Raw genomic sequence first — 15,792 nt, 5'->3', positions numbered from 1 at the left:
CCTCCTAATTTAAATTTTTATTAAGCTTGTACTTTTTTACCAAGTATTTCTTCAACTTTTTCTTCTATTTCCTTAGGTATGAATGGCTCTCCTCTATAAATGTTATATTGAACAATTTTTTCTGCAGGTACTGAAGAGAACATTCTTATAAATTTAGCTAAGTGTCCCATATAGTTAGCTTCTGGAACTAAAACAATGTCTGACATAGAAGCAGCTTTTTCAACAGCTTTTGCTGGTAAAGGATATATTAATTTTGGATATAATGCTGCTACTTTTATTCCTTTATTTCTAAGTCTTTGTATTGCTTCTTTTGCAATAGATGCAGTTAATCCCCACGTAATTATAGTAATATCTGCTTTTTCTCCTTCTTGTAAATCTCCTAAATCCCATTCAACTAAATGTGGATTCTCATCTTCTATGTTTTTAATTTTTCTAAATCTTTTATCCATCATTTCTGTTCTTTCTTTAGGAGTTGTTCTTGGATAAGAGTTTTCCCCGTGTTCAAGTCCTGTAGCAGTATATGGTTTTGGTGATTCGCCTGGTGCTAAGAAAGGAGATATTCCAGTATCTGTAATTTTATATCTGAATAAGTTTTCTAATTCTTCTGGAGAAACTTCTCCTTTTCTAACAATTGGTCTTTCTATTAAGTTTTCTTTAATTTTATTTATATCTGGAGTAGGTATTGCTTCAGCCCTTAAAGATAATGATGCATCTGTTAAAAGTAATACTGGTAATTGATATCTTTCTGATAAATTAAATGCTTCTACTGTTAAATAGAAATTTTCTTCAACATTTGTTGGAGCAAGTACTACTCTTTGATCATCACCATGTCCGCCAAGCGCTGCTGCAAAAAGATCTGCTTGATCATGTTTAGTTGGCATTCCTGTAGAAGGTCCACCCCTTTGAACATCAACTATAACTGCTGGTATTTCTGTCATAGATGCAAGTCCTATAAGCTCTTGCATTAAAGATATACCAGGTCCTGAAGTTGCAGTCATTGCTTTAACACCAGAGAAAGATGCTCCAATTACTATTGCCATTGAAGATATTTCATCTTCAGCTTGGTATACATATCCACCTGTTTTTAATATATGAGGAGCTAAATAGTTTCCAACTGTTGTAGCTGGAGTAATAGGATATGCTGCATATACTTTAACACCTGCTGCAAGTGCACCAAGTGCTATTGCTTCATTACCTTCTACAATTATTACATCTTTCTTAGGTAATGGTCCAGGTACTTTATATGGATCTACTTTTTTGATATTTTCCTTTACATATTTTTGAGCTACTTCTATAGCTTTAAAGTTCAAATCTATAACTTCTTGTCCTTTTTTAGAAAATTTAGCAACTATTTCTTCTTTTAAAAGCTCTATAGGCATTCCTATTAACTCAAATGTAGCTGCCATTGCTATAACGTTTTTAGTTATATAAGCACCAACTTCTTTTTTAGCAAGTTGAGACATTGGAACAGCATACATAATTACTCCTTTCTTTTCTAATTCTTCAAATTCAGGTTCAAAATCTCCACCTTCTGGGCCATCCCAGATTAATACTGTTCCTTCTCTAAGTAATGGCTTGTTTACTTCGTAAGCCTCACCATTAAATGCAACAAGAATATCAAATCCATCACCTTGAGATAATATCTTTTCATCAGACATTCTTACTTGAGATAAAGCATATCCACCTTTTATCTCTGCAGGAAAAGATTTAAAGGTTACAACTTCATATCCCATTTTTGCTGCTGCTTTCATTGTAAAATCACCAGAAGATATAACACCTTCTCCACCTTCACCTGCATATTTTACAGTTAAATCAAAAGACGCCATCTTTTTGTCCTCCTTTTTTAAATTTACTTACTTAAAAATATAACACTGTTTGAAAATTTCGTCAAATAAAATATAACAGCGTTTGAATTTTTCATCTATGATTTATTTAATATTTCTTCTACTACCTCACCTATTGTTGATATATTTTTTACTGTAGTAACTCCAGCAGACTCTAAAGCCTTATATTTTTCTTCTGCTGTTCCTTTTCCACCTGCAATAATAGCTCCTGCATGTCCCATTCTTTTTCCTGGAGGTGCTGTTACCCCTGCTATGTATGCTACTACTGGTTTTGTAACATTTTGTTTTATAAATTCAGCTGCTTCTTCTTCTGCTGTTCCTCCAATTTCTCCAATCATAACTATGGCTTCAGTTTCTGGATCTTCTTGGAACCATTTTAATACGTCTGTAAATACTGTTCCTGGCACAGGATCTCCACCTATCCCAATAGCTGTTGATTGTCCTATTCCTCTTTGAGTTAATTGGTAAGCAGCTTCATATGTTAAAGTTCCTGATCTTGATACAAGCCCAACTTTTCCTTTTTTAAATATATGTCCCGGCATTATTCCTATTTTTGCTTCTTCTGGAGTAATTACACCTGGACAGTTAGGTCCAATTAATACTGTATCTGGATAGTATGTTTTTATGTAATTTTTAACAGGTATCATATCATTTACTGGAATTCCTTCTGTAATACAGATAACTGTTTTTATTCCTGCATCTACTGCTTCTAAGATAGCATCAGCTGCAAATGGAGGAGGAACAAAAATTAAAGAGCAATCTGCTCCAGTATTATCTACTGCTTCTTTTACAGAATCAAAAACTGGGATACCTTCTACTTCTTGTCCACCTTTTCCTGGAGTTACTCCACCAACTACTTGTGTACCATAAGCTTTACATTGAGTAGCATGGAAAGAACCTTCTCTACCTGTAATTCCTTGAACAATTACTTTGGTATCTTTATTTACTAATACACTCATTTATATTACCTCCTAACCTATTTCTTTATTATTTTGCAGCTTCAACTGCTTTTACAGCACCTTCCCACATTGTATCTGCAGTAATTAAATTAAGTCCACTTTCTTCAAGCATTTTCTTTCCAAGTTCAACATTAGTACCTTCCATTCTAACTACTATAGGAACATGAGGTTTTACTTCTTTTGATGCAGTAATAATTCCTTCTGCAAGTCTATCACATCTTAAAATTCCACCAAATATATTGATAAATATTGCTTTCACATTAGGATCAGATAAGATAATTTTAAATGCATTAGCTATCTGCTCTGCATTAGCTGAACCACCTACATCTAAGAAGTTTGCAGGTTCTCCACCAGCAAGTTTAATTGTGTCCATTGTTGCCATTGCAAGACCTGCTCCATTAACCATACATGCTATATTTCCATCAAGTTTTATATAATTAAGATGATACTGTTTTGCTTTTACTTCTAATTCTGATTCTTGGGTTGGATCTTCCATTTCCATAATATCTGGATGTCTAAACAATGCATTATCATCAAAATCAACCTTTGCATCAAGAACTACAATGTTTCCTTCTTTAGTTAAAACAAGAGGATTTATTTCTACCATAGATGCATCTTCTTTCATATAAACATCATAAAGTTTTAAAAATACTGATGCTACTTTATTTATAAGATTTTTAGGAAATCCAAGTTTTAATGCAATTTCTCTTGCTTGGAAAGGTCTTAAACCTAAGAATGGATCTATTTCTTCTGTAATTATTGCTTCCGGTTTTGTAGCTGCTACTTCTTCAATTTCCATTCCACCTTCTGCTGAAGCCATTATTATCAGTTTTGATTTACTTCTATCAAGGGTAATAGCAACATAATACTCTTTATCAATATTTGTTGCTTCTTCTATATAAAGTCTACTTACAGGAAGTCCTTCTGGTCCTGTTTGGAAAGTTACTAATGTTTTACCAAGTAGTTCTGCTGCATATTTTTGAACTTCCTCTATATTTTTAGCTATTTTTACACCACCTGCTTTTCCTCTTCCACCTGCGTGAACCTGAGCTTTAACTACCACTGGAAATTTACCAAGTTTTTCTGCTACTGCGCAAGCTTCATCTACTGTAAAAGCAGGATATCCTTGTGGAACTGGAAGTCCATATTTCCTAAATATCTCTTTTGCCTGATGCTCATGTACTTTCATCTGACTTCCTCCTATTTTTAATTAAATAACTTTAAAGTTTCTATTTTAGAAGGGAATTTTTCTTCCCTTTTATTATCTATTTTGTAAAGTTTATTTAATCTTTGTATTAGTAATCTTTCAGTATTTAAATTTAAAGATTTAAGATTTTCTTTTTCTTTCCACCAATTTATAGTTTCTTCAAAAGAAAAGAGCTTATCTTCAATAATATTTTTAACTTCTAAATCTGTATATAAATGCAATAAACTAGCTACTGCTAAAAATCTATGACAATCAAAAGGGGATTTTTCTGCACACATTATTGCAATGTTTTCATTTTTTGATAATTTATAAAGATAGTTAATACCTTTCTTTATTTTTTCATCTGTAAGTAAATCTTTTAAGCTATTTATTCCCTCTTTTACTCTGTTTTTTATTTTAAGTCCTCCAACATAATCTCCTAAGAACTTATAGTGAAAAACTTTCTCTAAATTTTCTTTATTGTATTGGGGAAAAGCATTAGAATATGGAAATGTCCTAATATCTATTAAAATAGAAATATTATTATCCTTTAACTTATTTATAAGCTTTTCTACCTCAAAAAAAGAGGAATAGCCTACGGTAAATAGCATTTATAGTTGGCAGTTAAGGTCTAATTTCCTGTATTTTGATTGTCCCTCTTGGAAAATATCTCCGCCGTAAATATCATTTGCAACAATAACTGGAAAATCTTTAAAAGTTAGTTTTCTTATAGCTTCTGGTCCTAAATCTTCATAAGCTATAATTTCTGCAGATGTAATATGTTTTGAAAGAAGTGCTGCTGTTCCTCCATATGCAGCAAAATAAACTGCTTTATATCTTTTTAAAGCTTCTTTTACTTCAGGTCCTCTCCATCCTTTACCAATAGTTGCTTTTAATCCAAGTTCATGTAATTTTGGAGTATATTTATCCATTCTATATGCAGTTGTTGGTCCTGCTGAACCTATAACTTGGCCAGGCTTTGGAGGAGTAGGTCCTACATAATAAATTACTTGCCCTTTTATATCAAAAGGGAATTTCCCAGTTTTTTCAAACTCTTCAAGCATTCTTTTATGAGCAGCATCTCTTGCAGTATAAACTACTCCATTTAGTAAAACCCTATCTCCAACTTTTAAACTTTCTATTATTTCATCTGTTAAAGGTGTTGTAATTCTTTTTACTTCACTCATTTCCTTTCCTCTTTTTATATTTCTATTTCTTTATGTCTTGCTGCATGGCATTGAATATTTACAGCAACAGGTAAAGAAGCTATATGTACAGGTGCTACTTCTATTTTTACATCAACTGCAGTAGTTGAACCACCAAATCCTAAGGGTCCTACACCAAGTTTATTAGCCTCTTCTATTAATTCTTCTTCTAATTTAGCAATCCTTGGATCTGGATGTCTTTCACCTATATGTCTAAACAATGCTTTTTTTGCAAGAACTGCTGAATAATCAAAAGTACCTCCTATTCCAACTCCAACTGTAAAAGGAGGACATGCATTTGGTCCTGCATTTGCAACTGCACATAAAATAAATTCTTTTACACCTTCCCAACCATCAGATGGCTTTAACATCTTCTGTTTACTTTGATTTTCTGATCCACCACCTTTTGCAGCAAATTTTATTTTAATTTTGTCTCCAGGAACAATATTGTAATAAATTAAAGCTGGAGTATTATCTCCTGTATTTTTTCTATCTATTATAGGATCATAAGCTAAAGATGCTCTTAAATATCCTTCTTTTGTAGCTTCTCTAACTGCTTCATTAATAGCATCTGTAATATTTCCACCTACTATATGAACATCTTGGCCAATATCTACAAAAAATACTGGATATCCTGTATCCTGACAATAAGCAACTTCTTCGTCTGCAGCTACTTTTGCATTATCAAGGATTGTTTTTAATATCTCTTTTCCCATTTCTGATTCTTCTTTTTCAATAGATTTTTCTATTGCAGTTAAAAAATCAGAAGGAAGAAAATATTCTGCATCTATTACTAAGCTTTTAACTATTTCTTTAATCTCATTTGCATGTATTTCTCTAACCATTTTTACACCCTTAAATTAAATTTAATTCTTTTATTCTATTAATGCCAGCTTTTACAGATTCTACAGATTTTTTCCAGTTCTCTCTTTCTTCTTCACTTAAAGGTATTTTTTCTATAGATTCTACTCCATTTTTACCAAGTTTTGCTGGCACTCCTATATAAATATCATCTGCTTCATAATATTTCGCATCATCGTCTTCAAGATATACAGAACAAGGCATTATTTCTTTTCTATCCTTTAATATAGCCTCTACCATATAAGCAGCAGATGAACCTGGAGCATGATATGCAGATGTACCCATTAAGTTAACAATTTCTCCACCACCAAATTTTGTTCTTTCTACTATCTCATTTAATCTATCTTGTTCTATTAAATCAGTTAAAGGAATTCCTGCCACATTTGATGCTGTTAAAACAGGTACCATATCATCGCCATGGCCACCTAAAACATAAGCATTTATACTTTTAACAGAAACATTTAGTTCTTCTGCTAAGAATGTTTTAAATCTTGCAGTATCTAAAACACCTGCCATTCCTAAAACTCTATTTTTTTCAAATCCAGTAAGTTTAAAAGCTGCATAAGTCATAACATCTACAGGATTTGATACTACAATTACTATTGAATTTGGAGCATACTGTTTAATTCTTTCTGATATTACTTTTATAATTCCAACATTTTTAGATAAAAGATCATCTCTACTCATTCCAGGTCTTCTTGGAAAACCAGCAGTAACAACTATAATATCAGAACCTTCTAAAGCTTCATATCCTTCACCTTCAGGAGTTACAGTAAAACCTTCAACATTTACATCTTTTCCAAGAGAAATAGCCATCTGTTTTATATCTAATGCCTTTCCTTTTACTACTTCAAAAACTTTATTTTCTGTTTTTCTTGCAAGGTCAAACATTCTTACATCTGCTATACCATTTATAGCAAGGATATTTGCCACATGTTCCCCTACATTTCCTGCTCCAACAACAGATACTATAGGTTTAGACATAAGAATCCTCCGTAATTTGTTTTAAATCATACTTTATATACAATAAATTAGTCTATAATTAATAAAAAAATTTGTCAAACACTGTTTGATTTTAATGGAGATGAAAATGAAGTGGATAATTTTAGATAGGTATAAAATAAAAGTTTATGGTAAAAAAAGCAAACTTGTAATAAAAGGAATAGCTGAAGAACATAAAGCCTTTTTACACAATCTTTTAACAAATGATATAAATGGATTAAAAGAAGGGTTTTTTAATTATAATTTAAGACTTAATGGAAAAGGTTATCCTACGCAAGACTTTTTTGTGTTTAATCTTGGAGATTTTTTTATTTTAGACACTGAAGGAAAAGCATCTGAAATTATTGAAGAGTTTAATAAACTAAAACTTTCTATGCAGGTGTTTTTTGAAGATTTAACACCAAACTATAAGCATATTCATATTTTTGGTAAAGATTCTGAAGAGTTTATAAAGAAAAATTTTGATATAAGCTTACAAAACTTTCAGTTTAAACTTTTAGATGGACTTATAATAGCTAAAAACTTTTTAAGAACAGGTAATATAGGATTTGATGTTTTTGGGAATATAGAACAAGTATTAAATCTTTTAGATGAAAAAGATAAAATATCAAATGAAGAGTTTGAAAACGAGAGAATCAAGAACTGCATACCAAAGATAAAGAAAGAACTTAAAGAAGGATATTTGCCAAATGAAAGTCCTATTTTCCCATATGCAGTAAGTTTAACTAAAGGCTGTTATATAGGACAAGAAGTTGTTGCAAGGGTCCATTATAGAGGAAATCCACCAAGAACAACTGCAAAATTTACTTTTGAAGGAAATTTAAAAGAAGGAGAAAAGATATTTATAGAAGATAAAAAAGTTGGAGAAATAACTTCCATTTCACCTTTAGAAAATGTAGCATTAGGATATATTTTAAAAGCAAAACTTTCCGAAAAAGAGTTTAAAACAGAAAATGGAAATAAAATAAAACTAGTGGAAGAGTGTAATTTAAATGGAAAAAATAATTGATAAGGTAAAAAAAGCAAAAGAAAATCAGTTAAAGGTATTACAAAAAGAGATTTTTTTATTAAATGAAGAAATAGCATTTTACGAAAATAGAAATAAGGAAATAGAAAAGTATATTAAAAGCATAGATAAAACTAAATATAATAATGTAATTGAATTATTGGCTTTAGATAATTATATACAATCTTTACTTAAAGAGAAAAAAAAGAATCTAAATAAAATAGAAAATTTAAAGGAAAAGATTGATAAAATAAAAGATGAGATGAAATATATCCTTGGAGAGAAAAAAGCAATTGAGAAATATTCTGACAAGATTAAAAAACAAAAACAAAGAAAAGAGCTACAAAAACAAGTTCAACTTACTGATGAGATTTTTAATCGTAAGTTTATTTATTAATATTTTTATATTTGGGGTTTCTTATAGTCAACCTGAAAAAAAAGAAATAGATAAAGAGATAAAAAAATTAGAAAAATTAAGAACTGAAGTTCAAAATTTAATCAAAAGAAATGAAGAAATTTTAAAAAAAATAGAAGAAGAAAAGTCTAAATTAGAGAAAGAAAGAAAAGAGTTTGAAAAATATGTAAAAGAAGTAGAAGATGAAAGATATAAAAAACTTGCAAAAGTTTTTGAAAAAATGGAGCCTGAGCTTGCAGGTCAGAAAATATCAAATATGGAAGATCCTAAAAAGGCCGCTTATATAATTTTTAATATGAAAGAAAGATCTGCAGGAGAAGTTTTAAATTATGTATCTCCAGATATGGTAAATCAGATAACAAAAATTCTTACAGATATAAAGAAAAACGCTAAATAAACTATCCAAGATATAAAAAAAAATTTGACAAAATGGTTTATTATCTGACAAAATAGCATATAATTTAAATAAATTATTTGATTTAAGGTGAAAAAAATGAACTATAAAATAAGAACTTGGCCAGATAAGATATTAAAACAAAAAATGAAAGAGGTTGATTTTTTTGATGAAAGGCTTAAAGAATATATAGATGTTATGTTTGAAAAAATGTATGAGCTTGAAGGAATAGGCCTTGCAGCAAATCAGATAGGTATTCCATATCAGATAATTGTTATTGATACAAACACAAAAAAATATGAAGAGCAAGGAGAAGAAGGGGTAAAACTTGTTTTAATAAATCCTAAAATAGTAGAAAAAGAAGGAGAAGTAGAATCTACAGAAGGTTGTTTAAGCTTTCCTGGAATAAATATAACAATTCCAAGAGCTAAAAGAGTAAAAGTAATTGCAAAAAATGAGAAAGGAGAAGATATAGAGATAGATACAGATGATTTTCTTGCTATTGTTTTACAACATGAAATAGACCATATTAATGGAATTCCTTTCATAAATCATTTATCACCTGTAAAAAGAAGACTTGTTCTTGAAAAATATATGAAACAGAAAAAACAGTTAGCAAAGGCTTAATATATGTTTCCTGATTTAATAAAAATAGGTGATTTTACAGTTCATACATATGGAGTTCTTGTTGCTCTTGGATTAATAGCTTCTTATATTACTGCTATTTATTTTGCAAAAAGAGAAAATTTAGATACAAAAAAGGTTGAAAATATTATTATATTTGCAGTTATTGGTGGATTAATAGGAGCAAGAATTGCTTATGTAATTGAGCATCATGACCAGATGAAATCTTTTTTAGATTATATTGCTATTTGGAAAGGTGGTATAGACTGGTTCGGTGGATTTATAGGAGGTATTATAACTGCTTTAATTTTTATAAAAAAATATAACATACCTATATGGAAAGCAGGTGATATAGCAGGAATTTCTATAATAATAGGACATGCTTTTGGAAGATTAGGATGTACATGTGCAGGTTGTTGTTATGGTAAACCTGTTCCTGATGATTCGATTTTTAAAGATTTAGCTATAAAATTTCCTAATCATCCTGATACAGTAGCACCACCAGGTATAGCTTTATATCCAACTCAACCTGCAGAAGCTATAGGAAATTTTATCATATTTGGAATATTGTTTTTATTTTATAGAAATAAAAAATTTGATGGACAGATTTTTGCACTTTATTTAATATTTTATGGATTTGAAAGATTTCTTTTAGAATTTTGGAGAGGCGTTACACCACCAGTTCCATATATTAATCTAACATGGAATCAGATAATAACTCTTGGAATGGTTCTAGCAGGAATTATAATTTTAATAATAAGAAGTAAAAGACAAATTGAAACTGTATAAGCTTTTTGAAAAAAAGGTTTTTAATATAGAGCCGGGCCTTGAAAGAATAAAAAAAGCATTAAATGATATAAAAAATCCACATCAAAATTTTAAATCTATTCTTGTAGCAGGAACAAATGGGAAAGGTTCTACATCTGCATTCCTAGAAAGTATATTTAGAAATTATGGTTTTAAAACAGGGCTATTTACTTCACCGCATCTTATAGAAGAAAATGAAAGATGGCAGATAAATAGAAAAAATATACCTGATTATAAACTTGAAAATTATATAAAACAGTTAAAGCAAGTTATAAAAAAGTACAATTTAACCTATTTTGAAGCATCAACACTGTTTGCTTTTAAATACTTTTCAGATGAAAAAGTTGATATTGCAATATTAGAAGTTGGTCTTGGTGGAAGATGGGATTCTACAAATGTAGTTGAACCAGAAGTTTCAATAATTACAAATGTTTCTTTTGATCATATGCATATGCTTGGAGATACTCTTGATAAAATTGCTTTTGAAAAAACAGGAATAACAAGAGAAAACAAACCTGCTATTATTGGAAGAAACCAAAAAGAGATTATAAACTGGTTAAAAAAAAGAAATATAAAAAGGTATTATGTAAAAGATATAGATTTTAAAGTTTTTCCAAAAGGTAATACTAGTTTTGATTATCAATTTCAAAATATAAAAATAGAAAATATAAAACCTTCTTTAATTGGAAATTTTCAGTTTGAAAATGCAGCTACTGCAATCACTTCATTTATAATATTTGCTCAAAATAATAATATTCAGATAGATAAAGAGCTACTAAAAAAATCAATATCTTTTACAAAATGGATTGGAAGACTTCAGATTCTATCAAAAAATCCTTTAATTATTTTAGATGGAGCCCATAATGAAGATGCATTAACAAAAAGTTTTAAAGAAATAAAAAGACTTTTTCCAGACAAAAAAATTATTACTTTATATTCAGGAATGAAAGATAAAGATTTTAAAACTATTTTTAACATACTAAAAGAAAATTCTGAAAATATTTACTTCACAAAAATTCCTGTATCAAGAAGCATAGATAAAGACTTTATTCCAAAAGTATATAATTTTATTGAAAACATTCCAGACGCAATAAAGACTATTAAGAAAAATTTAAAACAAAATGAACTATTATTTATTACAGGTTCATTATACTTAGTAGGAGAAGTTTTGAAACAGGAGGATATATGGACGGTATAATATTAATAGATAAACCTGCAGGTATTACTTCCAATAGGTTAGTTCAAAAAGTAAGAAAACATCTAAAAGATATTTACCAGCAAAATATAAAAATAGGACATACAGGCACCCTTGATTTTTTTGCTACAGGATTAATGATATTAACTATTGGAAAAGCAACAAGACTTACTGAAGAGTTTCAAGGACTTGATAAACAATATATAGCAACTGGAGAACTTGGAAAAATAACAGATACATATGATATAAATGGAAAAATTATTGAAGAAAAAAAGTGTAATATAGATAAAGAAAAGTTAAAACAGATAATAAAATCCTTTGAAAAAACATATTTTCAATATCCACCACCTTTTTCTGCAAAAAGAATAAATGGCAAAAGGGCATACCAATTAGCCAAAAAAGGAATAGAGATTGAATTAAAACCAAAAAAAGTAAGTATTTATAAAATAGATATTTTAGGTATAAATATTCCTTTTTTTAAAATAAAGATAGATTGTAGCTCAGGAACATATATAAGAAGTTTAATTAAAGAGATAGGAGATGAAACATGCTGTGGTGCTTATGTTAAAGAGTTGAGAAGAACTAAAATAGATAGTTTTTCAGTAGAAAATGCAATATCTTTAGAAGAGTTTCTTTCTTTTGACAAAGAAAAAATAGAAAAAAATTTAATACCTATAGAAGATTCACTGCCATTTTTAGAAAAAATAATTTTAGACGAAGGTTTTGACAAAAGATTTTTAAATGGCCAAAGATTTAAAATTCCTTCTAATTTAGAAGGAAAAGTTAAAGTTTTTTCTAAGGATAATAAATTCTTAGGTATTGGATTTATAAAAGATAATATCCTACATCCTAAAAAAGTTTTTCATTGAGGATTTATAACCATATAAAAAAAACTTGCTGATTTTTTTGTTTTTTTATCAAAGCAAGTAAATCCTATTCTGTTTTTCCATCTTTTTAGTTTTGGAATATTTTCTACATAAATGGTATCTTTATTTCTTTTTGCTTTTATCCAACCAAGTTCTGAGATATATATTCCACAGTTTTTATAATCTTGTAAATTTTTTATCTTTGCCATAATCTTATCTGGAGGATTTTTCTTTAAATTACCAAAGCTAGGCTTAGAATCAATAACAGGTAAAGGTTCTATATTTAGTATCTTTTTAAAATGTTTTAAAGTTCCCCAATGTCCAACTATAGGCTGTCTTGGAATTATATATAGATTATTTTTTGTGTAAACACTTGAAGGATCTTGAGTAAAAGCTGCTTTATAACCTAAATCTTTTAAGACCTTAACCATTAATTCATTATATTCACCGTAAGGATAAGCATAATATTTAGGTTTATATCCTATAATTTTTATAAAGCTTTTTTCTGCCTTTAAAGTATCTTCTCTAAATTTTTCAATAAACTGATTTTTATCAAAACCTTTTTTTACCTTAGGAAAATGGAAATGAGTATAAGAATGATTTCCAAAGGTTATTTTTCTATATTTTTTTAACTGATTTATTTGATTATAACTTAAAAAGTCAGGATATCTTCCTATTGCTTCCATATATAAAAATAAAGTAAATGGAAAATTATATTTTTTTAATATTTTAAAAGCCTTCATTGTAGATTTATAGCCATCATCAATTGTTATGGAAACTGTTTTAGGTGGTATATATCCATTTTTTATATAATCTATTATTTTATCTAAGGAAACAACATTATAATTATTTTCCTTTAAATATCTCATTTGAGCTTCAAAATCTTTTATAGGAATAGAAGTTGAAGGATATTTAGGATTATCAAATTTATGATAAATAAGTATTACTGCATATTTATTTTGTGCCTGTGTAGGTAAACTTAAGCTTACAATTATCATACTGCTGAAGATTATTATGTTTAATAACTGTTTTAATTCTCTTAACATATTTTTCCCTCAAGATTGAGTATTTATCTAAATAGTTAGCAAGTTTTAAAGAATCTTTTGTTTTTAATCTAACCTTTCTAAATTTTTCATAAGCCCAACTTACGCTAACATTATAATAATAATCTCTTATAGCATCTAATACACTATTATATCTTTTTAAATATACATTACTTTTTTTAGCTTTTATTTTATATGCATACTTCTTATTAAAAGTCCAAGTTCCAAACAAATTATTTGCTTTTACTGCAAAACGAGAAGTTCCCCAACCACTTTCTATTGCAGCTTGAGCTATGATTAAGCTTGGTTTATGAGTATTTATTTTCTCTAAAAGCTCTGGAATACTTTTAGCTTTATATTTCTCAAGTAAACTTTCTAAAAATTCCTTTTCTTTATATGTTAATTCTTCATTATTGTCAAGTTTTTCTTGAATTTTTTTTAATTTTTCTCTTACTTTTTGTATTTCATAATTTGCAATTAAAATTGAAGGTAGTATTAAAGCTATAAACTTCTTTTTTCTTTCTTTAACAGGTAAGTCTTTTAAAGAAACTATATTTTTGTAAACAATAGGTAAAACTGCTTTGCAATCTATATCTGTTATATCCATAGGATTATTAATGACTTTATATATTATTATTAATTCTTTTTCTGGAATTTTTGTAAAGCTTTCTTTAAATGGCTTTTGTTGTTTAACAAATATTTCTGTTTCCACAAAAGGAGAAAAAGGCATAGTAATTATGTAAAATGAGATGAATATAATAATTAAGGGAAAAATTATTTCCCACTTATTTATATTTTCTTTATATAAATTTATTTTTCTCTTCATTAACAATATTATAATATATACAATTTTCTTTAAGGCCTTCAAATTTTTCCTTTAGTTATGTTAAAATCCTTTAAGTAAAAGAATAAAACTTTACTTTAAAAAAGTAAAAGAGGTAAAAATGGAGTTTGATGTTGTAATAGGTCTTGAAACTCATGTACAGATGGCCACAAATACAAAATGTTTTTGTTCTTGTAAATTAGAGTTTGGCGGGGAACCAAATACCAATGTATGTCCAGTATGTCTTGCTTTACCAGGAAGTCTTCCTGTTTTAAATGAAAAGGCTTTAGAATATGCAATTAAAGCAGCTCTTGCTTTAAACTGTGAGGTTCATGAGCTTTCTGTGTTTGCAAGAAAAAATTACTTTTATCCAGATCTTCCAAAAGGTTATCAAATATCTCAATATGATAAACCTCTTGCTACAAACGGTTTTATAGATATAAAAGAAGATGGAAAAACTAAAAGAGTAAGAATTCATAGACTTCATATGGAAGAAGATGCAGGGAAGACAATACATGAAGGTAATAAATCTTATGTTGATTTAAATAGAGCTGGAACTCCATTAATGGAGATAGTAACAGAGCCAGATATTGATTCTGCAGTTGGTGCAAGACTTTATCTTGAAAAACTTAGAAATATAATGAGATATATAGGTGTATCTGATGCAGATATGGAAAAAGGACAGCTTAGATGTGATGTTAATATTTCCTTAAAACCAAAAGGAAGTGATAAACTTGGAACAAAAGTTGAAATAAAAAATTTAAACTCATTTAGATTTGTCCAAAGGGCTATAGAGTATGAAATAGAAAGACAAGCAAAAATACTACGAAAAGGTGGAGAAATAATACAAGAAACTAGACTTTTTGACCCTTCAGCAGGAAAAACTTATACAATGAGAACAAAAGAAGAAGCTCATGATTATAGATATTTCCCAGACCCTGATTTAATACCTGTAAGACTTACTAAAGAACAGATAGAAAAAATAAAAGAGACAATTCCAGAACTTCCCGATGAAAAATTCGAAAGATATGTAAAAGATTATAAACTTACAGAATATGATGCTGATGTATTAGTAGCAGATAAAGATAGAGCATTATTCTTTGAAAAAGCAGTAAAATCTTATAATAAAAATCCAAAAGCAATAGCAAATTGGGTAATAAATGAACTCCTTGGAAGATTAAATGAAGAAGGTATAGATATATCAGAAAGTCCAGTAAAACCAGAACATATAGCAGAATTGGTATCTTTAATAGACGAAGGAACTATTTCTACAAAAATAGCTAAACAAGTTTTTGATGAGGTATTTAAAACTCAAAAATCTCCAAATCAGATAGTAGAAGAAAAAGGATTGAAACAGGTATCAGATGAAGGAGAAATAAGAAAAATTGTAGAAGATATAGTAGCTAAACATCCAGCAGAAGTTGAAAAATATAAAGCAGGAAATCAAAAACTAATGGGTTTCTTTGTTGGACAGGTTATGAAAGCTACTAAAGGAAAAGCAAATCCTAAGATAGTAAATAAAATACTAAATGAGTTTTTAAATAGTTAAAATAAAGAAAATA

General features: G+C 28.7%; 17 protein-coding genes. 8 read left to right on the top strand and 9 right to left on the bottom strand.

Annotated features, from left to right (window positions below; all coding sequences use genetic code 11):
• Positions 1-20 precede the first annotated feature (20 nt).
• The 7 genes from CLV39_RS01250 to CLV39_RS01220 form a co-directional block, all read right to left on the bottom strand.
• Positions 21-1,826 carry a 2-oxoacid:acceptor oxidoreductase subunit alpha gene (locus CLV39_RS01250; protein WP_121922417.1) on the bottom strand — a complete coding sequence of 602 codons (1,806 nt, stop codon included), beginning with the start codon at positions 1,824-1,826 and terminating at the stop codon, positions 21-23.
• 95 nt (positions 1,827-1,921) lie between these two features.
• Complete coding sequence (gene sucD, locus CLV39_RS01245; protein ID WP_121922416.1) at positions 1,922-2,803, bottom strand: succinate--CoA ligase subunit alpha; 882 nt, start codon at positions 2,801-2,803, stop codon at positions 1,922-1,924.
• A gap of 28 nt (positions 2,804-2,831) precedes the next feature.
• A complete protein-coding gene (gene sucC / locus CLV39_RS01240) occupies positions 2,832-3,992 on the bottom strand; it encodes an ADP-forming succinate--CoA ligase subunit beta (protein WP_121922415.1) in 1,161 nt (386 codons plus the stop codon).
• A 17-nt stretch (positions 3,993-4,009) separates the two neighbouring features.
• A complete protein-coding gene (locus CLV39_RS01235; RefSeq protein WP_121922414.1) occupies positions 4,010-4,600 on the bottom strand; it encodes a DUF488 domain-containing protein in 591 nt (196 codons plus the stop codon).
• Positions 4,601-5,176: a Fe-S-containing hydro-lyase gene (locus CLV39_RS01230; RefSeq protein ID WP_121922413.1), complete on the bottom strand. Its 576-nt coding sequence runs from the start codon at positions 5,174-5,176 to the stop codon at positions 4,601-4,603.
• Positions 5,177-5,190: 14 nt separating this feature from the next.
• Positions 5,191-6,039 carry a fumarate hydratase gene (locus tag CLV39_RS01225; RefSeq protein ID WP_121922412.1) on the bottom strand — a complete coding sequence of 283 codons (849 nt, stop codon included), beginning with the start codon at positions 6,037-6,039 and terminating at the stop codon, positions 5,191-5,193.
• Positions 6,040-6,049: 10 nt separating this feature from the next.
• Positions 6,050-7,039: a malate dehydrogenase gene (locus tag CLV39_RS01220; protein ID WP_121922411.1), complete on the bottom strand. Its 990-nt coding sequence runs from the start codon at positions 7,037-7,039 to the stop codon at positions 6,050-6,052.
• A gap of 106 nt (positions 7,040-7,145) precedes the next feature.
• On the opposite strand from CLV39_RS01220, the gene ygfZ reads away from it, so the two are divergent.
• From ygfZ to truB, 7 genes are all read left to right on the top strand, one after another.
• Entirely contained in the window at positions 7,146-8,066 is a 921-nt protein-coding gene (gene ygfZ, locus CLV39_RS01215) for a CAF17-like 4Fe-4S cluster assembly/insertion protein YgfZ (protein ID WP_121922410.1), read from the top strand.
• On the top strand, positions 8,050-8,460 hold the full coding sequence (locus CLV39_RS01210; RefSeq protein ID WP_121922409.1) for a hypothetical protein: 411 nt from the start codon (positions 8,050-8,052) through the stop codon (positions 8,458-8,460). The genes ygfZ and CLV39_RS01210 overlap by 17 nt, the downstream gene beginning before the upstream one ends.
• Positions 8,429-8,875, top strand: a complete 447-nt coding sequence (locus tag CLV39_RS01205; RefSeq protein WP_121922408.1) for a MotE family protein — start codon at positions 8,429-8,431, stop codon at positions 8,873-8,875. Before CLV39_RS01210 ends, CLV39_RS01205 begins: the two co-directional genes overlap by 32 nt.
• A gap of 96 nt (positions 8,876-8,971) precedes the next feature.
• Complete coding sequence (gene def / locus CLV39_RS01200) at positions 8,972-9,499, top strand: peptide deformylase (protein ID WP_121922407.1); 528 nt, start codon at positions 8,972-8,974, stop codon at positions 9,497-9,499.
• Between the two features lie 3 nt (positions 9,500-9,502).
• Positions 9,503-10,285, top strand: coding sequence for a prolipoprotein diacylglyceryl transferase (gene lgt, locus CLV39_RS01195; protein ID WP_121922406.1), 783 nt, complete (start codon positions 9,503-9,505; stop codon positions 10,283-10,285).
• The gene (locus CLV39_RS01190; RefSeq protein WP_121922405.1) at positions 10,272-11,501 is read left to right on the top strand and encodes a bifunctional folylpolyglutamate synthase/dihydrofolate synthase; all 1,230 of its coding nucleotides are present in this window, start codon (positions 10,272-10,274) and stop codon (positions 11,499-11,501) included. The genes lgt and CLV39_RS01190 overlap by 14 nt, the downstream gene beginning before the upstream one ends.
• Positions 11,489-12,367 carry a tRNA pseudouridine(55) synthase TruB gene (gene truB / locus CLV39_RS01185; RefSeq protein WP_121922404.1) on the top strand — a complete coding sequence of 293 codons (879 nt, stop codon included), beginning with the start codon at positions 11,489-11,491 and terminating at the stop codon, positions 12,365-12,367. The genes CLV39_RS01190 and truB overlap by 13 nt, the downstream gene beginning before the upstream one ends.
• Here the strand turns inward: truB and CLV39_RS01180 are convergent.
• Both CLV39_RS01180 and CLV39_RS01175 read right to left on the bottom strand, forming a co-directional pair.
• On the bottom strand, positions 12,361-13,410 hold the full coding sequence (locus tag CLV39_RS01180) for a polysaccharide deacetylase family protein (RefSeq protein WP_245960268.1): 1,050 nt from the start codon (positions 13,408-13,410) through the stop codon (positions 12,361-12,363). The genes truB and CLV39_RS01180 overlap by 7 nt on opposite strands.
• Positions 13,319-14,233 (bottom strand): glucosaminidase domain-containing protein, encoded by a 915-nt coding sequence (locus CLV39_RS01175; protein WP_147435389.1) that lies wholly within the window; start codon positions 14,231-14,233, stop codon positions 13,319-13,321. Before CLV39_RS01175 ends, CLV39_RS01180 begins: the two co-directional genes overlap by 92 nt.
• An 82-nt stretch (positions 14,234-14,315) precedes the next feature.
• Here CLV39_RS01175 and gatB point away from each other — a divergent pair, with 82 nt between their 5' ends.
• Complete coding sequence (gene gatB / locus CLV39_RS01170) at positions 14,316-15,779, top strand: Asp-tRNA(Asn)/Glu-tRNA(Gln) amidotransferase subunit GatB (protein WP_281271963.1); 1,464 nt, start codon at positions 14,316-14,318, stop codon at positions 15,777-15,779.
• The last annotated feature ends 13 nt before the right edge of the window (positions 15,780-15,792 follow it).

Origin of the sequence: Hydrogenothermus marinus (assembly GCF_003688665.1) — a bacterium.
GTDB lineage: Bacteria > Aquificota > Aquificia > Aquificales > Hydrogenothermaceae > Hydrogenothermus > Hydrogenothermus marinus.
Note: the sequence above shows the minus strand (reverse complement) of the source record. Positions and strands in the feature narration are given on the sequence as shown.